This window comes from Nonomuraea antimicrobica (genome assembly GCF_039536965.1).
Classification (GTDB): domain Bacteria; phylum Actinomycetota; class Actinomycetes; order Streptosporangiales; family Streptosporangiaceae; genus Nonomuraea; species Nonomuraea antimicrobica.
The window spans coordinates 24304-45384 of the sequence record NZ_BAAAZP010000239.1; the positions used below are offsets into that span (position 1 = coordinate 24304).

21 protein-coding genes and 1 tRNA gene are annotated in these 21081 nt (G+C 69.3%); 8 read left to right on the forward strand and 14 right to left on the reverse strand.

The window, feature by feature from the left end; all coding sequences use genetic code 11:
* Positions 1-10: 10 nt before the first annotated feature.
* Complete coding sequence (locus tag ABD844_RS51265; protein ID WP_344897016.1) at positions 11-1009, forward strand: GNAT family N-acetyltransferase; 999 nt, start codon at positions 11-13, stop codon at positions 1007-1009.
* Here ABD844_RS51265 and ABD844_RS51270 read toward each other — a convergent pair.
* On the reverse strand, positions 953-2479 hold the full coding sequence (locus tag ABD844_RS51270; protein WP_344897166.1) for a sensor histidine kinase: 1527 nt from the start codon (positions 2477-2479) through the stop codon (positions 953-955). The two genes, ABD844_RS51265 and ABD844_RS51270, sit on opposite strands and share 57 nt — an antisense overlap.
* 5 nt (positions 2480-2484) lie before the next feature.
* A complete protein-coding gene (locus tag ABD844_RS51275) occupies positions 2485-3156 on the reverse strand; it encodes a response regulator transcription factor (RefSeq protein WP_344897019.1) in 672 nt (223 codons plus the stop codon).
* A gap of 139 nt (positions 3157-3295) precedes the next feature.
* Between ABD844_RS51275 and ABD844_RS51280 the strand changes: the two genes are divergently transcribed.
* On the forward strand, positions 3296-3787 hold the full coding sequence (locus ABD844_RS51280) for a hypothetical protein (RefSeq protein ID WP_344897022.1): 492 nt from the start codon (positions 3296-3298) through the stop codon (positions 3785-3787).
* Positions 3788-3828: 41 nt separating this feature from the next.
* On the opposite strand, the gene ABD844_RS51285 is transcribed toward ABD844_RS51280, so the two are convergent.
* Both ABD844_RS51285 and ABD844_RS51290 read right to left on the reverse strand, forming a co-directional pair.
* Entirely contained in the window at positions 3829-4905 is a 1077-nt protein-coding gene (locus ABD844_RS51285; protein WP_344897025.1) for an Rv3169 family protein, read from the reverse strand.
* 124 nt (positions 4906-5029) lie between these two features.
* The gene (locus tag ABD844_RS51290; protein WP_344897028.1) at positions 5030-5503 is read right to left on the reverse strand and encodes a YtxH domain-containing protein; all 474 of its coding nucleotides are present in this window, start codon (positions 5501-5503) and stop codon (positions 5030-5032) included.
* A 183-nt stretch (positions 5504-5686) separates the two neighbouring features.
* On the opposite strand from ABD844_RS51290, the gene ABD844_RS51295 reads away from it, so the two are divergent.
* Positions 5687-6223, forward strand: a complete 537-nt coding sequence (locus ABD844_RS51295) for a peptidylprolyl isomerase (protein WP_344897031.1) — start codon at positions 5687-5689, stop codon at positions 6221-6223.
* 113 nt (positions 6224-6336) lie between these two features.
* Positions 6337-7206, forward strand: a complete 870-nt coding sequence (locus ABD844_RS51300; RefSeq protein ID WP_344897034.1) for a rhomboid family intramembrane serine protease — start codon at positions 6337-6339, stop codon at positions 7204-7206.
* A gap of 34 nt (positions 7207-7240) precedes the next feature.
* Here the strand turns inward: ABD844_RS51300 and ABD844_RS51305 are convergent, their stop codons facing one another.
* On the reverse strand, positions 7241-7486 hold the full coding sequence (locus ABD844_RS51305) for a cell division protein CrgA (RefSeq protein WP_344897037.1): 246 nt from the start codon (positions 7484-7486) through the stop codon (positions 7241-7243).
* 145 nt (positions 7487-7631) lie between these two features.
* On the opposite strand from ABD844_RS51305, the gene ABD844_RS51310 reads away from it, so the two are divergent.
* The 3 genes from ABD844_RS51310 to ABD844_RS51320 are packed head-to-tail and all read left to right on the forward strand — an operon-like array spanning position 7632 to position 8972.
* Complete coding sequence (locus tag ABD844_RS51310; protein ID WP_344897040.1) at positions 7632-8243, forward strand: class E sortase; 612 nt, start codon at positions 7632-7634, stop codon at positions 8241-8243.
* Position 8244: 1 nt separating this feature from the next.
* A complete protein-coding gene (locus ABD844_RS51315; protein WP_344897043.1) occupies positions 8245-8403 on the forward strand; it encodes a hypothetical protein in 159 nt (52 codons plus the stop codon).
* On the forward strand, positions 8400-8972 hold the full coding sequence (locus tag ABD844_RS51320) for an anthranilate synthase component II (RefSeq protein WP_344897046.1): 573 nt from the start codon (positions 8400-8402) through the stop codon (positions 8970-8972). Before ABD844_RS51315 ends, ABD844_RS51320 begins: the two co-directional genes overlap by 4 nt.
* Positions 8973-9177: 205 nt before the next feature.
* On the opposite strand, the gene pknB is transcribed toward ABD844_RS51320, so the two are convergent.
* The 7 genes from pknB to ABD844_RS51355 form a co-directional block, all read right to left on the reverse strand.
* Complete coding sequence (gene pknB, locus ABD844_RS51325; protein WP_344897049.1) at positions 9178-11049, reverse strand: Stk1 family PASTA domain-containing Ser/Thr kinase; 1872 nt, start codon at positions 11047-11049, stop codon at positions 9178-9180.
* An 82-nt stretch (positions 11050-11131) separates the two neighbouring features.
* The gene (locus ABD844_RS51330; protein ID WP_344897052.1) at positions 11132-12502 is read right to left on the reverse strand and encodes a serine/threonine-protein kinase; all 1371 of its coding nucleotides are present in this window, start codon (positions 12500-12502) and stop codon (positions 11132-11134) included.
* 22 nt (positions 12503-12524) lie between these two features.
* A complete protein-coding gene (locus tag ABD844_RS51335; RefSeq protein WP_344897055.1) occupies positions 12525-13985 on the reverse strand; it encodes a peptidoglycan D,D-transpeptidase FtsI family protein in 1461 nt (486 codons plus the stop codon).
* The gene (locus ABD844_RS51340; protein ID WP_344897058.1) at positions 13982-15403 is read right to left on the reverse strand and encodes an FtsW/RodA/SpoVE family cell cycle protein; all 1422 of its coding nucleotides are present in this window, start codon (positions 15401-15403) and stop codon (positions 13982-13984) included. The genes ABD844_RS51335 and ABD844_RS51340 overlap by 4 nt, the downstream gene beginning before the upstream one ends.
* Positions 15404-16729, reverse strand: a complete 1326-nt coding sequence (locus ABD844_RS51345) for a Stp1/IreP family PP2C-type Ser/Thr phosphatase (protein ID WP_344897061.1) — start codon at positions 16727-16729, stop codon at positions 15404-15406.
* Entirely contained in the window at positions 16726-17196 is a 471-nt protein-coding gene (locus ABD844_RS51350; protein WP_344897064.1) for an FHA domain-containing protein FhaB/FipA, read from the reverse strand. The genes ABD844_RS51345 and ABD844_RS51350 overlap by 4 nt, the downstream gene beginning before the upstream one ends.
* A 17-nt stretch (positions 17197-17213) precedes the next feature.
* Positions 17214-17954 carry an FHA domain-containing protein gene (locus ABD844_RS51355; RefSeq protein ID WP_344897067.1) on the reverse strand — a complete coding sequence of 247 codons (741 nt, stop codon included), beginning with the start codon at positions 17952-17954 and terminating at the stop codon, positions 17214-17216.
* Positions 17955-18154: 200 nt separating this feature from the next.
* Between ABD844_RS51355 and ABD844_RS51360 the strand changes: the two genes are divergently transcribed.
* Positions 18155-18237 (forward strand) — tRNA-Leu (locus ABD844_RS51360).
* Positions 18238-18516: 279 nt separating this feature from the next.
* Here the strand turns inward: ABD844_RS51360 and ABD844_RS51365 are convergent.
* Together ABD844_RS51365 and ABD844_RS51370 are read right to left on the reverse strand one after the other, a co-directional pair.
* Positions 18517-19527: a hemolysin family protein gene (locus tag ABD844_RS51365; protein WP_344897070.1), complete on the reverse strand. Its 1011-nt coding sequence runs from the start codon at positions 19525-19527 to the stop codon at positions 18517-18519.
* Positions 19524-20873, reverse strand: a complete 1350-nt coding sequence (locus tag ABD844_RS51370) for a hemolysin family protein (protein WP_344897073.1) — start codon at positions 20871-20873, stop codon at positions 19524-19526. Before ABD844_RS51370 ends, ABD844_RS51365 begins: the two co-directional genes overlap by 4 nt.
* Between the last annotated feature and the right edge of the window lie 208 nt (positions 20874-21081).

A 21081-nucleotide genomic window follows, 5' to 3' on the forward strand; every position in this document is an offset into this window, starting at 1 on the left:
TCTGCCCTCCATGGATTGGGGACCGCTGACACACGACGACGCCCAGCCGCTGGCCGACCTCTGGGCCGCGATGGAGGCAGAAGACCGCACCGGCGAGGTCCTCGGCGTCGGCGACGTGGCGGAGCAACTCTCCCATCACCTCATCGACCTGGCCGCGGGCACTCTCGCGGCCAGGGACGACGGCCGGATCGCGGCCGTGGGCTACCTGCCGGTCAGACAGTCCGCGGAGGACGGGGTGCACGTGATGAGCCTGTGGGGCGGCGTGCACCCCGCCTACCGCAGGCACGGGCTCGGCCGGCGGATCGTCGACTGGGCCGTCCGTACGGCGCCGGGGCTGGGCCACCGGGCGTTCCCCGGTGTCCCGGTGGAGCTCCAGCTCAGCGCCCACCACGGCAACCCGGGCCTCGCAGCGCTGGCGGTGGGCGCCGGGTTCGCGCCCGTACGCACGTTCGCCGACATGAGGCGGAGCCTGTCGGACGCCCTGCCGCCGCTCAGGACGCTCCCAGGGGTCTCCATCGCCACCTGGTCGCCCGAGCTGGACGACGGAGCCAGGCACGTACGCAACGAGTCGTTCCGCGACCACTGGGGCTCCGCGTCGCACACCCCCGAGAGCTGGGCCGGCGCCATCACCGGCACGCGGAACTTCCGCCCGGAGTCCTCGTTCGTGGCCCTGGCGGAAGGCCGGGTGGTGGGCCTGCTCATGACGCACTTCTTCGACGAGCGCAGCGCGCAGCGGGGCGAGCGCGAGGCGTGGATCCAGATCATCGGCACGCTGAAGGAGTGGCGCGGCAAGGGCGTGGCCGGCGCGCTGATCGCGCACGCGCTGGCCGCCTTCGCCCGCCAGGGCTACGGGAGCGCCGGGCTGGGCGTCGACACGGAGAACCCCACCGGGGCGGTGAGCGTGTACGGCCGCGCCGGTTTCCGGATCACCGACCGCCGCACGACCTACGCCCTAACCGTCGTAGAGGGGGAACCGGGCGACGAAGCCCGAGCCGGCGTACACGAGTGAGCCTTCGTGCAGGTGGGCGATGTCGCGGGCGATCGGCAGGCCCAGCCCGGCGCCGCCCGCGTCTCTGGCCCGCGCCTCGTCCAGCCGGGTGAAGCGGTCGAACACGGCCTCCCGCTGATCGAGCGGGATCCCCGGGCCGTCGTCCCGCACCTCCAGCAGGGCCACGCCGGCTTCGGCCGCGACGCGGACCCGTACGGAGGAGGCGGCGTGCCGTACGGCGTTGTCGGCCAGGTTCGTGATGAGACGGTCGAGATGGGCGTTCGATCCCTTCATCACCACGTCGGGCTCGATGTCCAGCTCCACCCGCACCTCCGGACGCCGCCTGGCCCGTAGCGACGCCTCGGCCGCCACCTGGCCCAGGTCCAGCTCCGCGGCCCGCAGCGGCTCGCCCGCGTCCAGTTTGGCCAGCATGAGCAGGTCGGCGGCGAGCGACTGCAGGCGTTCGACGTCGGCCAGGGCCTCCTTGGTCAGCTCGCTGGGCGCGGCCAGCTCCAGCCGGGCCCGCAGGGTCGCGATCGGGCTGCGCAACTCGTGCGCGGCGTCGGCGACGAACCGCTTGTGCCGCTCCACGGCCGTCTCCAGCCGGTCGAGCGTGCCGTTCACGGTGGTGGCCAGGGCCGCGATCTCGTCCTTCGACTTCGGTACGGGGACGCGCTGGTTGAGATCGCGGGCCGTGATGTCGGCGACCTTGGCCCGGATCGCGGCCACGGGCCCGAGCGCCCGGCCCACCGAGAACCACGTCATCCCGGCCACCACGACCAGCAGGGCGGGCACACCGGGCAGCAGCGCGCTGTACAGCGTCTGCAGCGCCTGGTCCGCGCCCGCCAAGGAGACCCGCGACAGCAGCACGGCAGGACCGGCGGCGGTGGACACCTCGACCCCGGCGACCGCGTACTCGTCGGGCTGGGCCCACTCCTTGGCCGCCGTCACCTTCTTGGTCACCATGATGTCCTGGTCGGCGATCCACGCCTCGGTGCCGTCGTTCAGGCGTACCACGCCCTCCTTGCCGACCGTCGCGGTCGCCGGCCCCGACACCGTGACGTCGTCCGAGCCGGTGATCGGCGCGACCGGCTCGACCCTGACGTTGTCCAGGAGGAGGGGCGGCGGGGCCTTGCCGTCGTTCGAGCCGGTGGTCGGTTTGGCCGGCTTGGCCGTGGCGCTGTCCGAGCCGGTGGTCGGCTCGGTCGGTTTGGCCGTGGCGCTGCCCGAGCCGGTGGTCGGTGCGGGCGGCAGTGGCGCCGAGGCGCCGTCGACCCGGCGCGCGCTGACGATATCCAGCGTCTCCGCGTACGGCACGGCGGCCGTGGCCTTCCTGGTCGCCTCGGCGTCGGCGCTGTCCACCAGCGCGCCGCGCAGCACCGCCACCAGCACCAGGGCCGACACCCCCAGGGCGAGCGCCACGACGAGCGTGGCCGCCGCGGTCGCCCGCACCCGTACGGACGACAGCTCCCCGTGCAGCCGCTCCAACATCGCGCTCACGCCGCCTCCAGCCGGTACCCGGCCCCGCGGACCGTCATCAACGTCGTCTTCCCGAACGGCAGGTCGATCTTGCGACGCAGCGCGCTGATGTAGACCTCGACGATGTTCGGGTCGCCGTCGTAGGAGAAGTCCCATGCCTGGGCCAGCAACTCGCTCTTGGAGACCACCTCGCCGGGCCGGCGCGCGAGCGCGTGCAGCACCGCGAACTCCTTCGGCGTCAGCCCGATCCCCACCTCGCCCCGGCGGCAGCGCAGCCCGGCCGGGTCGATCACGAGGTCGCCGACGGTGATCGTCACGGGCCGTTCCCGCCCGCCGCGCCGTACCAGCGCGCGCAGCCTGGCCAGCAGCACCACGTACGAGAAGGGCTTGGCCAGGTAGTCGTCGGCCCCGTTGTCGAGCGCCTCGGCCTCGTCGTAGATGCCGTCCTTGGCCGTGAGCATCATGATCGGCGTCCAGTCGCCGGCCTCGCGCAGCCGGGCGCAGACCGCGTACCCGTTGAGCCTGGGCAGCATCACGTCCAGGACGATCACGTCGTAGGTGTTCTCGGTGGCCATCCACAGCCCGTCGCGCCCGTCGTAGGCCACGTCCACCGCGAAGCCCTCGCCTGCCAGCCCGCCCTTGACCAGGTCGGCCAGCCGCTCCTCGTCCTCCACCAATAACACTCGCACGCTGTCAAGAGTGCCTCAGCGTACCTAAAGCCAACCTGAAGATCATTTAGGCCCTCTTCAGGATCGCTTCAGGTGCGGCGCGCGAGCCTTGGGCCGTTCGATCGATTCAGGATTCGATCGATTCCCGTGAGGAGAATTCATGCTCAAGCGACGTCTCGTGGTGCTCGGTGCGACGGCCGTACTCGCTCTCGGCGGCCTGGCCGGCTCCGCCATGGCGGACGAGACCCCCGCCCCCGCCGCCGGTGCCAAGGTCACGTGCACCACCAGCGACGGCAATACCGTCCACCTGGCCAAGGCGCTGCCGGTCAAGATCGAGGATGTCGAGTCCGCCACGACCGACGGGAAGAAGGCGGAGCGCTCGGCCCCGAACGCGGACGACGCGGGGGCCGTGATCCGGGCCCTCCCCGAGGGTGAGACGCTCCACGTGACCAAGGCCGAGCCGGGCTCGCCGGACGAGGCCCTCGAGTGGTCGCCGGCCATCCCCGCCGAGCCGGGCAAGACGGCCCTCCCGGCGGAGCCGGGCAAGACCGCGCTCCCGGCCGAGCCGGGCAAGGCGGCCGTGCTCGGCGACGGCACGGCCCCGCCCGAGGCCGCCAAGACCGTCAAGATCATCTGCAAGAAGGCCGAGTAGCGGGCCCTGCTCGGTCGTTGAACGGGGGGTGAGGGCGCGGCTCAGTCGCCGAACGAGGGATGCGGCCCCAGCGCCCAGTACTCGAAGAGCCCGTGGCCGACGAGCCCGTCGTACTCGAAGCGCCCGACGGCGTCCACCATGCCCCACATCCTGGCGGCGTCGTCGGGCAGCCGGTACGTCACGCCCTGCACGACGGGCCCCGCCCCCTGGTACATCCCATGGCGCCACTCCTGCTCCAGCCCGTAGCCGGTGCCGACCATGAGGTGCACCGGCAGGAGCGGCGTGCAGCGCACGTCGAACGGCTTGCCGCCGGGCGGCGCGAACGTGATCGTGGCCTCGACGACGTCGCGGGTGCCGGGGGCGTAGACCGGTCGGTACTCTGGTCTGCCGAGGTACTCCTCCTCCCGTCCGTCGGCCCACACGCGTACGGCCTCCTCCAGCAGGCGGCGGCCCCGCTCGTCCTCCTGGACGATGCAGAGGATGGCGTGGTCCTCGAAGCGCATCGGCGCGTAGAGCCAGTAGAACGTCCCGGCGTTCCTGGCCTGGATGCCGGGCGGCTCGGGCTCGCCGACGGGCCGGATGCCCCACGATCGGTCTCTGGTGCCCATCCAGCGGTCGGGCGTGACCGTCACCCGCTGGTCGCCGATCGTGAGGTCGCCGGACCAGCGGCCGGTCTGCGCCATGCGTACGGAGTCGAACACCACCCGCTCCTGCCACCGCAGGAAATGCCGTGGCTCCAGGACCGCCGGGATCGTCGCCTCCCACAGGAGGTCGAAGGACAGGCCATGCTCGTTCGGCTCCAGCACCACCCTGAGCCGTCTGAGCCCTTCGAGCACCTCCACCCGGAAGGGGCCGATCCCGGTGTCCATCCGGTCAGCGCCCAGTTCGCGGGAGGCGCGGACGACGCGGTGCAGGTCGCGGGTGCGTACGCAGGCGAAGGCGTCGGTGACGCCCAGATTGGGGTACTGGCCCAGGCCGACGATCAGCATCAGCTCGTCGGAGGCGGGGTGGCAGTTGAAGTAGTAGCGGTCGTAGAAGTTGCGGTCGCCGGTGGTCACGTGCCGCATCACCTGGGCGGCCTGGTGCACGGGGTAGTCGTCGAGCGGTGACAGCGCCATGCCCGGCTTTCTAACAAGCGCTTGGTCCTACGTCAACGGTCGCGCACCATCGAAGGGGACAACGGCAGCGCGCCCCCGTGACGTTGATCACGAGGGCGCGCTCCCAAGGCGGCGGACCGGCGTATCACGGCATCTTGCGCGACGCCTCGTTCGCCTGGTCCGACATCCTGGTCGCCATGCGGTCCGTGGACTCCGGGACCCTGTCCGCCTTCTCATTGACCCAACGTGAGGCATCGGAGGCGGAGTCCTTCATGTGCTCGGTCCACTGCTGTGCGTTGCGGCGGTAGAACAGGTAGCCGATCGCCCCCACCGCGAGGCCGGTCAGCAGCATGAAGGTCGGCCACCGCCGTGATTGCACGGGCGTGGGGTCGATCTTCTTGGCCGCAGCCGTCAGCATCGAGCTGACCATGGGTGCGACCTGGTCCTCGAACCCGTGCGCCGCGGACTCCAGCCGCGGCGCCGCCCAGTAGCGGGCGCCTTCGATGCCCTGGGCGGCGGCCATCCTGGCCTGGCCCGCCATGGGCATCATCCGGTGGCCGGTTCGTGCGGCCTGGGTCTTCATCCGGTCCATCCACGTGGCCGGTATTTCCACGGTCACGCGGCGTCTTCTCATTGTCAGGGACACGACAACCTCCCCTGTCGTTGGGGCCCCGAGCCTGACCTTCCCTGGACAAGGCGGCTCAATCATGACGGGCCGTGGGAGGATGGCCCCAGGAGGACGGAACGCCATTGTCCTCAAAACACGACAAACAACCCTGTACATAGAGGGGGCAGCCGTACCGTGGCTGAAAACCTGATTGCCAACCTGAAGACCAACCGCGGGAACATCAAGGTAGAACTCTTCCCGACCAAGGCCCCGAAAACCGTACGAAACTTCGTGGAGCTGGCCGAAGGCTCCCGCGAGTGGACGCACCCGGGCACCGGCGAGAAGAGCACCGCCCGTTACTACGACGGCACGATCTTCCACCGGGTCATCTCCGGCTTCATGATCCAGGGCGGCGACCCGCTCGGTCAGGGCATCGGGGGCCCCGGCTACGAGTTCGACGACGAGATCCACCCTGAGCTCTACTTCAACCGCCCCTACCTGCTCGCCATGGCCAACGCCGGCATCCAGTTCGGCAAGGGCACCAACGGCTCGCAGTTCTTCATCACGGTCGTGCCCACGCCGCACCTCAACGGCAAGCACACCATCTTCGGTGAGGTGATCGAGGGCAAGGACGTCGTCGACGCCATCGCCAAGACCCGCACCGACCGGCGCGACCGCCCGGCGGAGGACGTCATCCTCGAATCGGTCACCTTCGACCGCGTCCCCGTCTGACGACGACAACCGGCCGCCGGGGGCGCACCACCACCCCCGGCCCCGGCCGTACCCCTCCCTGATCCACCGATCGGGGCCACGCGGCATGCCCAAGTAAGCCTTAGGCTTCGGTCATGACCAGCCAGCCGCCCAGCCAGCCCCCGCAGCCCGAGCAGCCCGCTGAGGCGGTGCCCACCTGCTACCGGCACCCCGGCCGGGAGACCTGGGTGCGCTGCCAGCGCTGTGAGCGTCCCATCTGCCCCGACTGCATGCGTGACGCCGCCGTCGGCTTCCAGTGCCCCGAGTGCGTGGCCGACGGCAACCGAGGCATCCGCCAGGCCAGGTCCACGTTCGGCGGCAACGTCGTACGCACGCCGTTCGTCACGTACGCCATCCTGGTCATCAACGTGCTGATCTTCGGCGGCCAATACCTCACGAACGAGGCGATCACCGCCGACCTGGCGATGTGGCCGCTCGGCGTCGCCGCTGGCGACCAGTACTACCGCCTGATCACCGCCGCGTTCGTGCACGGCGGGCTTTTCCACATCCTGTTCAACTCGTGGGCGCTCTACGTGATCGGGCCCTACCTCGAGCGCGCCTTCGGTCACGTGCGCTATGTGGCCGTCTACCTCATCAGCGCACTCGGCGGCTCGGTGCTCGGGCTCTGGCTCGACCCGCTCAACCAGCCCACGGTCGGCGCCTCCGGGGCCATCTTCGGCCTGTTCGGCGCGGTGTTCGTGGTCGGCCGCAGGCTCAACCTCGACGTGCGCGGCATCGCCGTGCTCATCGCGCTCAACCTGGCGATCACGTTCGTCTTCTCCAGCTCCATCAGCTGGACCGGCCACGTCGGCGGCCTGGTCACGGGATCGCTGCTGGCGGGGGCGCTGGCCTACGCCCCCAAGAACAGCAGGACCCTCTGGCAGGTGCTGGCGATCGCGGGAGCGCTGGCCGTGCTGGCCGTGCTGGTGATGGTCAGGACCTCGGCCATCCTCGGCGCGCTCTGACTTCCCCAGGCTGTGGAAAAGACTGTGGAAAGAACTAACGCCAGCGGGTGGAAAGAACCACACCGAAGATGATGAAGACAAACCCGATCAGCAGGTTCCAGTTCTGGAGGTCGCTGAAGAAGGGTGCCTGAGGGGCGACGTAATAGATCGCGATCCACAGGATGCCGATGATCCAGGTGGCGACCATCGTGGGGGCCAGCCAGCGCGGGCTGACCTTGACCTGCTGAGATCTCTGCGGCGGCGTGTAGACCGCCTTCTTGCTAGCCTTGGACTTGGGCACTGGCTGACTCCTGCTGAGGGCCTGGGGCATCCGGATCGTCCACAGGCTCTTTGTTTAGCGTAGTTGAAGCGTGCCCCAGGATAGTCGCCACGCGCATGACATGGCGATCCCCAGACGCCGCATCATGGCGGAATACCCTGATCGCATGCGGGCCACGCTCCGGGCCCTCGGGGAGATCAGCATCACCGCGGGCCTGATCCTCATGCTGTTCTGCGCCTACCTGCTCTGGGGTACCGGCGCCTACACCCAGAGCCAGCAGCTCCTGCTCCAGCGCGAGCTGGCCGCCAAGAACCAGGGACGCCCCGACAAGATCGAGCCGGGCACCGCGCTCGCGCTGCTCCGCATCCCCAGGCTGGGCCGCGACTACCAGTACGCCGTGATCGAGGGCGTCGGCGCCGAGCAGCTCAGGAAGGGGCCGGGGCACTACCCCGACAGCGCCATGCCCGGTCAGATCGGCAACTTCGTGGTGTCGGGGCACCGCACCACCTACGCGGCCCCGTTCAACGAGATCGACGAGCTGGAACGCGACGACGAGATCATCGTCGAGGCCCGCGAGGCCCGCTACACCTACCGCGTGACCTCCCAGGACATCGTGCGCCCCGACGAGATCGAGGTGATCGCCCCCGTGCCCGGCAAGCCCGACATCCGCCCCCTCCGCGCCTTCATCACGCTGTCCACCTGCCATCCCGAGTACTCGGCCGCCGAACGCCTCATCGTCTACGGCGTGCTCAAGGAGAGCGAACCACGCGAGGAGTGACATGTACCTCTGGCTCTGGCGCAGGCTGCCCGGCCGCCCGCGCACCCGGGTGCTGACGGCCGCCGTGCTGTTCGCGGTGGCGGTGGCCGTACTCTGGTATGTCGTGTTCCCGCTCCTGGAGCCCATGGTGACGGTAGACGAGGTGACCGTAAGGAAATGAGCCGCGTGCTGGTCGTGGACAACCACGACAGCTTCGTGCACACCATCGTGCAGTACCTGCGCGAGCTGGGTGCCGACTGCGACGTGCGGTCGCGCGACGACGTACGCGTGCGCGACGCCGACGGCTTCGACGGTGTGCTCATCAGCCCGGGCCCCGGCACCCCCGAGGCGGCCGGTGTCAGCGTCCCCCTGGTGCGCGACGCGGCCGAACGGCGCCGTCCGCTGCTCGGCGTCTGCCTCGGCCACCAGGCCATCGCCATCGCCTACGGCGCCACCGTGACCCGCGCGCCCGAGCTGTTCCACGGCCGTACCAGCGCCATCACGCACGACGGCGAGGGCGTGTTCGAGGGCCTGCCCTCGCCCGTGCGCATGACCCGCTACCACTCGCTGGCCGTGCTGCCCGAGACCGTGCCCGACGTGCTCGACGTGACCGCCCGCACCGACGACGGCGTCATCATGGGCCTGCGGCACCGTGAGGCCCCCGTCGAGGGTGTCCAGTTCCACCCGGAATCAGTGCTCTCCGAACACGGCCACCGACTTCTCCGGAATTGGTGGCGAAGAATCGTGTAACAAACATCTCGCGTAGAGCGACGTACAAGTGAGCGTCCCCGCCGTTGCCCCCGAGCGGCGGGGGCGTTCGTCGTTTCCGGCGACGGATCGGTCACCGGCGAAGCCAGGAAAAGGTACAAGACCGGCTACAGGCGAAGGGCCGCCCCTCCCGTCGTGGGAGGGGCGGCCCTTTCCTTATGCCGGTGTACGTCCCTGTACGGCCGCCTCAGCCGTGTATACCGCCACCCAGACCATCGTCGATGGGGTTGTCGTCCGGCGGCGGCTGGTCGTCCGACGGGAAGTCGTCGGTCGGCTGGTCGGACGGGAACCCGTCGGACGGGAAGTCGGTGGTGGGCGGCGGCCCGGACTCCTCGGGGCCGGTGGACACCACGATCGTGATCGTCGTGTTGGCCGGCTGCTTGGCGCCCTCACCCGGGTTCTGCTGCACGACCGTGCCCTGGGGCTCGTTGCTCGGCTGCGGCACGACCTTGGCCCTGAAGCCCGCGGCCTTGAGCTGGTCCGTGGCGTCTTCCTCGGTCAGGCCGATCACGCTGGGCACCGTGCCCAGCTCCTTCGGGATGACGAGGGTGACCACGCCGTTCTTCTCGACCTCTTCACCGGCCTTGGGCTCGGTGGCGATGACCGTGCCCTGCGGCTTGGTCGAGTTGCGCGTCTTGAAGGTGGTGCGCAGCTCGGCGTCAGACAGGAGCTTCTCGGCCTCCTCGCGCGACAGCCCGATGAGCCCGTCGGGCACCTTGACCTTCTCGGTGCCCTTGGAGACGACCAGCTTGACCGTGGCGTCCTTCTCGACCTTGCTGTTCTCGGCCGGGTCCGTCTCGATGACGGCGCCCTTCTCGACGTCGGAGCTGAACTCCTGCACGACCTGGACCTTGAGCCCCAGCAGCTTGAGCTGCTCTTCGGCGTATTGCCGCTCCTGCGAGGCGAGCGACGGGATCGTCACCGTCGTGTCGGTGGGCGTGCTCGTGCCGCCGAACACCATGTAGCCGATGGTGATGAAGCCGCCGATGATCAGCAGCGGGATGATGACCCACAGCGCGGTCTTGACGGCGTTGCCGCCGCCTCCCGACGCCCTGCGCCGCCCGCCACGGCCGCCGCCGTCGCCATCGCCGTAGTCGTACTGCGGGATCGCGCCGGTGCGCTGCGTGGCCGGGCCGGGCATCCCCGTCTGGGTGGCGGACATCATGCGTGTGCCCTGGCCGAAGTTGCCGGAGATCGCCATCGTCTGGGCGTCGGTCGGCATGCCGGACATCGCCCGCTGGATGTCAGCCCGCATCTCGCCCGCGCTCTGGTAGCGCTGGCCCGGGTCCTTGGCCATGGCCTTGAGCACGATCGCGTCGGCCCACGGGGGGATCTCGGGGTCGATCTGCGACGGCGGGATGGGCTCTTCGCGTACGTGCTGGTAGGCGATCGCGACCGGGGAGTCGCCGGTGAAGGGCGGCTGGCCGGTCAGCAACTCGTACAGCAGGCAGCCGGTGGAGTAGATGTCGCTGCGCGCGTCGACGCGCTCGCCGCGGGCCTGCTCGGGCGACAGGTATTGGGCGGTGCCGATCACCTGTGCCGTCTGCGTCATCGTGGCCGCGGAGTCGGCCATCGCGCGCGCGATGCCGAAGTCCATCACCTTGACGTCGCCGGCGCGCGTGATCATCACGTTGGCGGGCTTGATGTCGCGGTGCACGATGCCGCCGCGGTGGCTGTAGTCGAGCGCGCGCAGGATGCCGTCGACCAGCTCGACCGCGCGCTCGGGCAGGAGGCGGCGGTCCTGGCGCAACAGGTCGCGCAGTGTGCGACCGTCGACGTACTCCATCACGATGTACGGCACGGGGGTGCCTTCGGTGCCGTCTTCGCCGGTGTCGTAGACCGCGACCACGGCCGGGTGGTTCAGGGAGGCCGCCGACTGGGCCTCGCGCCGGAACCGGGCCTGGAAAGTGTGGTCTCGTGCCAGGTCGGAGCGGAGGGTTTTGATCGCGACTATGCGGTCCAGCCGGATGTCTCGGGCGCGATACACCTCGGCCATGCCGCCGCGCCCGACGACACCGTCGAGCTCGTAGCGACCTCCGAGTAGCCGAGGCTGAGTCATTTCCTGCACTGTCCCTTACCGTTCATCTTGGGTACCGGCCAGCTCGGGGGCTGCCGGTGTCCATCATCGCCCCCATAGCGCATCACGTCTCCTCTTTGGTCGGGTTTGTATCACCCGGGTCCGGCGAGGCGGTGGGTGTCGGGCTTGTCGGTGTAGTGGTGGGCGTTGGGGTCGGGGTGGGCGTAGGGGTCCGGGTGGTCGGTGTCGGCTTCGGTGACGGCTTCTTGGTAGGAGTTGCCGACTTGCTTACGGTAGCTGACGGCGAGGGTATCGGCCCCTGCGACTTCGCCGGAACCACCGGAGGCCGCCGTGTGCGCCTGGTCTTCGTCGGGCGCGGCTCGTCGGGCGTGGACGCGACGGGCTCCGGGGTCGTCGGGAGCGCGGACGGCTCGGCCACCTCGGGCGCCCGCGGCGTCGGCTGCCCGTTGGCGAACGTGATCGCCGTCAGCCCCACTGCCGCCACGCAGCCCGCCGTGGCCACCAGCGCCAGCGTCCTCGCGCCCCTGCGCCGCCTGACCTGCGGCCTCTCCTGCACCGTGGTGGCCGGGGCCAGGTCGTCGGTCGCCTGCTCGTCCTCGGGGGACGGCTCGCGTACGCGGAAGCCGCCCGGGTCGGTGAGCATGCTCAGCTCGGCGCCGTGCTCGGCGCTGGCCAGCGACTCGCGCAGCACGTATGCCCGGTCGGCCACCTCCAGCGCCGTGGCGGGCCGCTGCGCGGGCTCCTTGGCCAGCAGCGCCATGACCAGCTCGCGCACCGGCGCGGGCACGTCGACGCCGAGTGGCGGCGGCGCCTCGTTGAGGTGCATCAGCGCGATCGCCACCTGGCTGTCGGCCCGGAACGGCGTGTGCCCCGCCAGGCACTCGTAGGCCACCACGCCCAGCGAGTAGAGGTCTGTCGAGGGCGTGAGCGAGAAGCCCTGCGCCTGCTCGGGGCTGACGTACTGGGCCGTGCCCAGCACCGTGCCGGTCTGCGTCACCGGCGCCGCCTCCAGGGCCCGCGCGATGCCGAAGTCCGTCACCTTGATGACGCCCTCCTGGGTGACCATCAGGTTGCCGGGCTTGATGTCGCGGTGGATGATCCCGGCGGAGTGGGCCGCGTGCAGCGCCCTGGCCGTCTGGTGCACCACGTCGAGCGCCACCTCGGCCCCGATGGCGCCGTTGCGCGCCAGGATGGCCGACAACGGCTCGCCGTGCACCAGCTCCATCACGAGATAGGCCAGGTCGCTCTGCTCGCCGTAGTCGAAGATCTGTGCCACGCCGGGGTCGGCCAGCGCGGCGGTGAGCCGGGCCTCGTTCCTGAACCGCTCGCGGAAGGTCGGGTCGGCGTAGATGTGGCTGCGCAGGATCTTCACCGCGACCTCGCGCCCGAGCAACTCGTCACGGGCACGCCACACTTCCCCCATACCGCCCGTGGCGATGCGGGAGAGCAGGAGATAGCGGTTACGGAGCCGCATGACCCAGCAGGTTACCGTTCACTCACTTGTTCAGCACCGCCTCCAGCACGGCCTTTGCGATCGGCGCGGCGGTGTGTCCGCCGGTCGCCTCCGCGCCCACCTTGGCGGCGCCGGACTCGACGATGACCGCCAGGGCCACCTTCGGGTCGTTGGCGGGAGCGAAGGAGATGAACCAGGCGTGCGGAGGCTGCCCGTCGGTGGTCTCCGCCGTACCCGTCTTACCGGCTACTTGGACGCCTGAGACCTGCGCCAGGTTGGCGGTCCCGTTGTCGACCACGCTCACCATCATGTCGCGCAACTTGCCCGCCGTCTCGGAACTGACCGCCTGGGACAGCTCTTCCGGGCTGGCCTCGTCGACCGCGTCGCCCTTGGCGTCGCTGATCTTGTTGACGAGGTACGGCTTCATCACCGTTCCGTCATTGGCGATGCCGGCCGCGATCATGGCCATCTGCAGCGGCGTCATGCGGTTGCTGCGCTGCCCGATGGAGGCCATCGCCAGGGCGGCCTGGTCCTCTTCCTTCCCGAAGTCGCTCTGCGCGACCGACATCGGCACGGCGAGCTGCTGCCCCATGCCGAACTTCTCGGTCTGCTCCTTCATCTTGTCGTAGCCCAGCTCCATGCCCATCGCGCCGAAGGGGGTGTTGCAGGACTTCTCCAGCGCGAACACCAGCGTGACCTGGCCGCTGCCGCAGGCGGCGCCGCCGTAGTTGGGCAGGGTGACCGTCGTGTTGGGCAGGGTCAGCCGCTGCGGCGCCTCCACCGTGGTCTCGGGGCCGCGCGAGGAGTCGTCCTCCAGGTACGCCGCCATCGTGACCACCTTGAACGTGGACCCCGGCGGGTAGGTCTGCGCGATCGTGCGGTTGAGCAGCGGCTGGGACTTGTCCGCGGCCAGCTCGTCGTAGCGCGGGAACACCTTGCCCTTGTCGGTGCCCGACAGCTCGGTGGGGTCGTACGTGGGCAGCGACACCATGGCGAGGATGCCGCCGGTCTTCGGGTCGAGCGCGATGACCGCGCCGCGCTTGCCGCTCTGCCGCAGCGCGTCGTAGGCGGCCTTCTGGGCCTTCGGGTTGATCGTCAGCTCGACGTTGGCGCCGCGGGAGGGCTCGCCCGTGAACAGGTCGATGCTGCGTCGCAGCAGCAGGTCGGGGCTGGAGCCGTCGAGCAGTTGGTTCTCGCTGTCCTCGATCGCGCTCTCGCTCTCCGGCGAGAAGAAGCCGGTGACGTGGGCGTACAGCTTGGCGTCGGGGTATTCCCTGACGAACCTGAAGTCCTTGTTCTGCGTCTCCACGGACTGCGCGATCACCTTGCCGCCCGCCGTGATGCGGCCACGCTCGACGGCGTAACGCTCGTAGAAGTTGCGCCGGTTACGCGCGTCGTCCTGCAGACCGTCGGCCTTGACCGCCTGCAGGATGTTGACGTTGACCATCAGGAGCGCGAACATGGCCAGGCAGGCCACGGCCGCTCGTTTCAGAGTCCGGTTCATCGCTGGAACACCTGGGTCATTCCTTCGTTCTGGATCGCCTGGGGCGGGGGCCTGCGCGCCGCGTCTGACATGCGTACCAGGAGCGCGATAAGGATCCAGTTAGCCAGCAGCGCCGAGCCGCCCTGTGACATGAACGGCGTGACCAGGCCGGTCAGGGGGATCAGGTTGGTCACACCGCCGACGATGATGAAGACCTGCCAGGCCAGGATGAACGACAGGCCGCCCGCCAGCAGCTTCGAGAACGGGTCGCGGGCCGCGATCGCCGTGCGCAGACCCCGCTCGACCAGCAGCGCGTAGATCATGAGCAGTGCCATCAGCCCGGTCAGGCCCAGCTCCTCGCCGGTGGCGGCGAAGATGAAGTCGGAGAACGACAGCGGGATCTCGTCGGGGTTGCCCTGGGCCAGGCCGGTGCCCATGATGGCGCCCGCGCCGAAGCCGTACAGCGCCTGCATGATCTGGTAGCTCTTGCCGCACATCGCGTCGCCCGGCGGATCCGTCTGGCAGACGGGGTCGTTGCCGAAGTAGACCGGGTTCGACGGGTCGAGCCAGGCGTCGAAGCGGGCGCCGACGTGGTCGAAGGCCAGCCCGGCCAGATACGCGCCGCCGACGAAGAGCAGCACCCCGATCAGCACCCACGAGGTGCGCTGGGTGGCGATGTACAACATCGCGACGAACGTGCCGAAGAGCAGCAGCGAGGTGCCCAGGTCCTTCTCGAAGACCAGCACCAGCAGGCTGAGCACCCACGTGGCCAGCACGGGGCCGAGGTCTCTGGCCCGGGGCAGGTCGATGAAGAGCAGCCGGCGCCCGGCCAGCGCCAGCACGTCGCGCTTGGCCACCAGGTAACCGGCGAAGAAGACGACGAGCAGCAGCTTCGCGAACTCGCCGGGCTGGATGGAGGCGAAGTCGCCGAAGCGGATCCAGATCTTCGCGCCCTGGACCTCGCTGATGCTGCCGGGCAGCACCGCGGGCAGTGCGAGGAGCACCATCCCCACCGCGCCCGCCGTGTACGTGAGCCGCTGCAGTGTCCGGTGGTCACGCAGCACGATCAGGGTGACCGTGAACATCACGACACCCACGGCCGTCCACATGATCTGGTTGGTGGCCGACGCCAGCGGCATGCCGCCCGACTCCAGCCGGTAGATCATCACCAGGCCCAGGCCGTTGATCAAGGTCACCAGCGGCAGGATCAGCGGGTCGGCCCACGGCGCGAACTTGGCCAGCACCAGGTAGGCGGCCAGCATCAGACCGCCCAGACCCAGCCCGTACGTCAGCATGCCGGCCGGGATCCGGCCGTCGATCGCCAGGCCCACGTTGGCGTAGGCGCCCATGACGATGGCCACCGCGAGCGCCAGCATGAAGAGCTGGGCCCCGCGCCGCTTGGCCGGCATCGGGACGGGGGAGACCGCGACTTCGCTCATCTACTGCTGTCTCGTCTTGGTCGCGGTGGGGGACGCGGACGGCGGGGGTGCCGACGTGCTCGCCTCCGTGGGAGCTTCCTCTTCGGTGTTCTGATCGCCTTCGGTGTTCTGATCGCCCGTGAACTTCAAACCGTTGATCTTCGTCAAGCCTTCTTTGACCGTGGTGACGGGAATGCCGCCCTTGATCAGCGCCTGGTCCGCCTCCGACAGTTGGGAGAGCTGCCTGCCGGTCGGTTCGGAGACGTGGAAGAGCTGGAACGGCCCCACTTCCTTCTGGACCCCCTGGAACACGACCACCTCATCGCCCCTGGCGCCGACGAAGAACTGCTCCTGAGTCCACTGGTATCCAAAGTACCCAACGACGCCGGCGGCGACGATGCCCACACCAAGCACGGTGACCAGCACCGGCCACACCCGGCGACGCCTGCCCGAGCGCCGGGACGCCTGCGCGCCCGGCTCTTCGAAGTCGTCGTCGGTGAGCACCGGCTGGGGTGCGGTCACCGCGCCGGGTCGCCCCGGCGAGGCGTCCTGCGGATCACCGCGCAGCCGGTTAATGCCCGCGGCGCCGACCACGGCGGCCTCCACGGGCACCTGCTGCCCCTCGGTGAGCTCCAGCACGTCGGCCAGCACGCACGTGATGTTGTCGGGCCCGCCACCGCGGTTCGCCAGATCGATGAGCTGGCGGACGACCTCTTCCGGGTCGTCGATGTTGGTGAGCGTGGCGTGCAGCGTCTCCGCGCTCACCACGCCCGACAGGCCGTCGGAACACAGCAGGTAGCGGTCGCCCACCTGTGCCTCGCGCAGCGTGAGGTCGGGATCGACCTCGCCGCTGCCGTCGAGCGCGCGCAGCAGGATCGAACGCTGCGGATGCGTGGCCGCCTCTTCCGGCGTGATGCGCCCGTCGTCGACGAGTTGCTGCACCAGTGTGTGGTCATGGGTGATCTGGTATAGCTCGCCGCGTCTCAGGAGGTAGGCCCGCGAGTCGCCCACGTGGACCAGGGCGACTTGGGTGCCGTTCCAGAGCATGGCGGTCAGAGTCGTGCCCATGCCTTTGAGGCTGGGATCCCGCCCCACCATCTCGTGCAGCTTGCGATTGGCGTCGCGTACCGCTGCCTCGATGGCGTTGAGCAGGTCGCCCCCCTGTTGGGCCTCTTCCAGAGAGGCCATGGCGGCGATGGCGACTGAGCTCGCCACCTCGCCGTGTGCGTGCCCGCCCATGCCGTCGGCGACGGCGAGCAGGCGGCCGCTAGCGTACGCCGAGTCCTCGTTACCTTCGCGGAGGAGGCCGACGTCCGAGCGGGCGGCGTAGCGGAGTGCGATGGTCATTTGCGCAATTCAATGACTGTCTTGCCGACGCGGATCGGAACACCGAGCGGCACCGGGGTCGGACGGGTGACTTTGGAGCGGTCGAGATACGTGCCGTTGGTGGACCCAAGATCTTCCACGATCCATTGACCGTCCTGAGGAAAGAGCCGGGCATGCCGGCTGGAAGCGTAGTCGTCCGTGACTACCAGCGTGGCGTCATTCGCCCGGCCAATCGTGATGGGCGTCTCCGTGAGGTTGATGGTGGTGCCTTGGAGAGGGCCACCGGTGACGATGAGCTGGCGTGGCTCGCCCTTTTTGTTCCTGGGCTTTGCCACGGGTTTGGCGGGCTTGGGCGATTTGCGCCCACCCGCGGGAGCCGTGCGTGAGCCGAACAAGTCAGTCCGGATCACGCCGACTGCGGCAATGACGAAGAACCACAGCACCGCCAGGAAAGCGAGCCGGATCAGCAGCAGCGTGAGCTCGGACATGGACCGTTTGTCTACCCCTAATCGCGCCGGAACACCAGAGTCGTACGCCCCAGGGTCACTCGCGTGCCGTTCTGGAGCTCGATTCTGCGTACCGGCTGGCCATTGACAAAAGTGCCGTTCGTGGACCCGAGATCCACAAGGGCCACGTTCTGGCCCTCGACGCGCAGCTCCGCATGATGCCGCGAGACTCCCGGATCGACAAGACGAAGATCGCAGTCGGTGCCCCTGCCGAGCAAGGTCACCGGAGTGGTGAGCTCGTAGGAGCGGTCGCCCTGCGGGTCGTCCTGGGTGGAGACGAGCAGCCGCGGCCGCCCGTGGAAGGCGTTCGGCCTCGACGGGGGCAGGTCGCTCGCCGGCTGGCGGATCTCGTCCTGCTCGACGGTCGCCCCGCGAATGACCCCCGACCGGATGCGGAACAGCCCCACAGCCAGGTCGCCGGCGGTCTCGAAGCGGACCCGGACCGGTCCCACGAAGGAGTAGCCCTGTTCCTTGGCGTACTCCCTGGCGAGGTTGGCCAGCTCGTGGCTGATGCTGTCGGCGTAGACCTCGAGCCGTTCGGCGTCGGTCATGGACAGCTCTACCACGAAGTCGTTGGGCACGAGCGTGCGACCCTGCGCGACGATCGCCGCACGCTCATCCATCTCCCGCTGAACCGCGCTGGCGACCTCGACCGGCTGAAGGTCAGATTTGAACGCCCGCGCAAAGGCCCCCTCAACCAAGCCTTCGAGCCTTCGCTCGAAGCGCTGAAGGACTCCCACCGGGTACCTCCCTTCCTCCGTGCATATGATCGCGGCCCCCAGACGCTTTCGGCGCCCGGTGCCCGCTCGTCCCACGTCACAGTGGCCCTTGGCGCTCGTCGGCTGCCGCGCCCAGCTCCTCCGCTCCCGTGTCTTATGCGATCGTATCCGGGTTCAGTACCAGTGGCTGTTCCGTGCTACTGTTCTTTCCGCACCCACAAGGGCGGGTGGCGGAACGGCAGACGCGCACGGTTCAGGTCCGTGTGTCCGAAAGGACGTGAGGGTTCAAATCCCTCCTCGCCCACTCGGTGACTGGGGATCCATGGTCGCAAGCCTTACGGCTTGCTCCCTCGGGTCCCCTCGTCGTTTCTGCCCGGGGGGTAACCCCCGGACCCCCAGGGGGGTCGCTTTGCTCCTGGGGCCCTTTGGCCCCAGACCCCCGTCACAACCCTGTTGTGGTTGCTCTTTTTCTTTGGGGGCAGGACCACCTTGGCGAAGTGGGGAGTTGTTCGCAAGAGGGTGGGTGGTTCTTTTCTGGAACCCGGGTGGCTTGGCCACCCGGGTTCTGTGTTTTAGCTCACAGTCAGGCTGCTCTTGTGTCGAGTAGTTCGCCTACCAGGTCTGTGAGGCTCACCATTCCGATGACTTTTTCATCTTGGTCGGTAACCAGGGCCAAGTGGGAGCGTTGTTCCTGTAGTGCGGTGACCGCTTCGGGGACCTGAGTGGTGCTGGGGAGCTTCGGGAGTGGTCGGCACAGGTCGGTGGCCTTGCTCCCCGGCTTCAGCAGTGCGTCTCTCACGTGCAGGGCGCCCTCCACGCCTGTCGGGCCCTCCACCAGGAGCCGCAGGTGGGCACTGCCCGCCGCCGTCGATCTGATCTCCGTCGCCGTGGCCGCCGCGGGGACCTTGATGGCCTGGGCGATCGGGACCATGAGGCGTTCGATGCCCTCGTCGTCCAGCCGCAGGGCCCTGGTGAGGAGGTCGTGCTCCGCGCGGTCCAGGAGGCCCATCCGGCCTGACTCGCCGACCAGCAGCGCCAGTTGGCGGGGTGTCCTGGTGGTCGCCAGCTCGTCTCTCGGCTGGACGCCGAAGAGCTGGAGTATGACGTTCGTCAGGGCGTTGAGCGACGAGAGCAGCGGGCGCATCACCGTGGTGAACGCACGGAACGGGAAGGTGAGCAGCAGCGCCGCCCGCTCCGGGTGGGTCAGGGCCCACGACTTGGGGGCCATCTCGCCCACCACCATGTGGAGGAAGGTCACCAGCGCCAGGGCGAGCGTCAGCGCGATCGGGAGGCGCAGGGCCTCCGGTACGCCGATGGCGGCGAAGACCGGCTCCAGATAGTGCTCGATCGCCGGCTCCGTCACCTGGCCCAGGCCCAGGGTGCACAGGGTGATGCCCAACTGGGCGCCCGCGAGCATGAGAGAGAGCTGACGGCTGCCGCCCGCGGCCGAGCGCGCCGCCATCCTGACCAGGCGGTTGCCGCCCGCGCCGATCTCCTCCAGGCGATGGCGCCGTGACGAGACGAAGGCGAACTCCGCCGCCACGAACAGGGCGTTGAAGGCCAGCAGGGCCACACTCAGAATGATCATGGTCATCGGCGCGTGGCCTCCGCGTGCCGGAGCGGGATCAGGCGGACCCATTCGGGCACCCGGCGGTTGAGCGACATCACCGTCAGCTCCGCCTGGTGCTCCTGCGCCTCGTCCGTGAACAGGTCGGTCTCCTGGGCGATCGGCACGGTCACCATGTCGCCCGGGTTCGGCATCCGGCCCAGCCTGGCCAGGACCAGGCCCGCCAGGGTGTCGTAGTCGTCGCTCTCGGGGAGCGAGACGCCGGTCGCGCGCTCGACCTCGTCGAGGCGAAGGCTGCCGGGGACCTCCCAGACGCCGCCCGGGTGCTCGACCGCGCCGACCGGCTCGGGGTCGTTCTCGTCGACCAGTTCGCCGACCAGCTCCTCTGCCAGGTCCTCCACGGTGATCACGCCGGCCAGGCCGCCGTACTCGTCGATGACGCAGGCGATGTCGTCCTTGGCGGCCCGCAGGCGGTCGAGGACGGCCGGGAGCGGGACGGAGGCGGGCACCAGGATCGCCGGGCGGGTGATGGCCGAGACGAAGCCCTCGTCCAGGCCGGAGGCCACCAGCTCGCGTACGCCCGTCACGCCCGCCACGTCACCGTCGTCCGTCAGGACCGGGTAGCGGGAGTGGCCGCAGTCGCGCATGACGGAGAGGAGGTCGGAGACGGGCTGCGAGGCCCGCAGCACCACGACCCTCGGACGGGGGACCATGATCTCCTCGGCCGTGCGGTCGCCGAACTCCAGGGCTCTTTCCAGGAGGTCCGACAGCCGGGCGGGCAGCTCGCCCGCCTGGGTCGACTCGGCGATGATGCGCGACAGCTCCTCGGGGGTCGCGCCGTGTTCCACCTCTTCCACCGGCTCGATGCCGACCCGCCTGAGCAGGCCCGTCGCGGCCGAGTCGAACAGCTTGACCACGGGGCCGACGACGGCCAGATAGATCAGCGTCGAACGGGCCAGGAACTTGGCCACCTGCTCCGGCCTGGCGATGCCGAGGTTCTTCGGGGCCAGCTCGCCGAAGACCATCTGCACCACGGTCGCGACGAAGACGCCCATGGCCACGGACACACCCGTGATCATGGCGTCGGGCAGGCCCGCGTCGGTCAGCCACGGCCGTACGATGGTGGCGATCGCCGGCTCGGCCAGGAAGCCGACCAGCAGCGCCGTCACCGTGATGCCGAGCTGCGCGCCGGAGAGCATGAAAGACAGGCGAGAGGTGACTTGGAGCGCCTTCTCGGCGGAGGTGTCGCCGGTGGCGGCCTGCTCGCGCAGGATCCCGCGGTCGGCGGCGACGAAGGCGAACTCCTGGGCGACGAAATAGCCGGTCGCCGCGGTGAGGAGCAGAAGGGCCAGCAGCCCGAGATAGGCGCTCACCGGAGTGAGCCCTCAGAGGAACCCGTGCCTGCGCACGGGCGAAGACTCCAGGGGTCCGGATCGGACACGATCATCCCTTCGATAGCGGTCGTCCATAACCGTAACGATGCTGGTGGCATCTATGTTTCCGCAGTGACTCTCCGCTAGTTCCACGTACTTTTCCGTGGGAAAACCTTGACGGAAGGTCTTCACTGCCCAGGGGTTGGAC

Excerpts from the sequence above, each read along its gene's own strand:
- ABD844_RS51300 (WP_344897034.1), top strand. The coding sequence starts at position 6,337 with ATGACCAGCCAGCCGCCCAGCCAGCCCCCGCAGCCCGAGCAGCCCGCT.
- ABD844_RS51310 (WP_344897040.1), top strand. The coding sequence starts at position 7,632 with ATGCGGGCCACGCTCCGGGCCCTCGGGGAGATCAGCATCACCGCGGGC.
- ABD844_RS51265 (WP_344897016.1), top strand. The coding sequence starts at position 11 with ATGGATTGGGGACCGCTGACACACGACGACGCCCAGCCGCTGGCCGAC.
- ABD844_RS51280 (WP_344897022.1), top strand. The coding sequence starts at position 3,296 with ATGCTCAAGCGACGTCTCGTGGTGCTCGGTGCGACGGCCGTACTCGCT.
- ABD844_RS51345 (WP_344897061.1), bottom strand. The coding sequence starts at position 16,729 with ATGACCATCGCACTCCGCTACGCCGCCCGCTCGGACGTCGGCCTCCTC.
- ABD844_RS51270 (WP_344897166.1), bottom strand. The coding sequence starts at position 2,479 with ATGTTGGAGCGGCTGCACGGGGAGCTGTCGTCCGTACGGGTGCGGGCG.
- ABD844_RS51330 (WP_344897052.1), bottom strand. The coding sequence starts at position 12,502 with ATGCGGCTCCGTAACCGCTATCTCCTGCTCTCCCGCATCGCCACGGGC.
- ABD844_RS51350 (WP_344897064.1), bottom strand. The coding sequence starts at position 17,196 with ATGTCCGAGCTCACGCTGCTGCTGATCCGGCTCGCTTTCCTGGCGGTG.
- ABD844_RS51315 (WP_344897043.1), top strand. The coding sequence starts at position 8,245 with ATGTACCTCTGGCTCTGGCGCAGGCTGCCCGGCCGCCCGCGCACCCGG.
- pknB (WP_344897049.1), bottom strand. The coding sequence starts at position 11,049 with ATGACTCAGCCTCGGCTACTCGGAGGTCGCTACGAGCTCGACGGTGTC.
- ABD844_RS51365 (WP_344897070.1), bottom strand. The coding sequence starts at position 19,527 with ATGACCATGATCATTCTGAGTGTGGCCCTGCTGGCCTTCAACGCCCTG.
- ABD844_RS51320 (WP_344897046.1), top strand. The coding sequence starts at position 8,400 with ATGAGCCGCGTGCTGGTCGTGGACAACCACGACAGCTTCGTGCACACC.
- ABD844_RS51285 (WP_344897025.1), bottom strand. The coding sequence starts at position 4,905 with ATGGCGCTGTCACCGCTCGACGACTACCCCGTGCACCAGGCCGCCCAG.
- ABD844_RS51335 (WP_344897055.1), bottom strand. The coding sequence starts at position 13,985 with ATGAACCGGACTCTGAAACGAGCGGCCGTGGCCTGCCTGGCCATGTTC.
- ABD844_RS51340 (WP_344897058.1), bottom strand. The coding sequence starts at position 15,403 with ATGAGCGAAGTCGCGGTCTCCCCCGTCCCGATGCCGGCCAAGCGGCGC.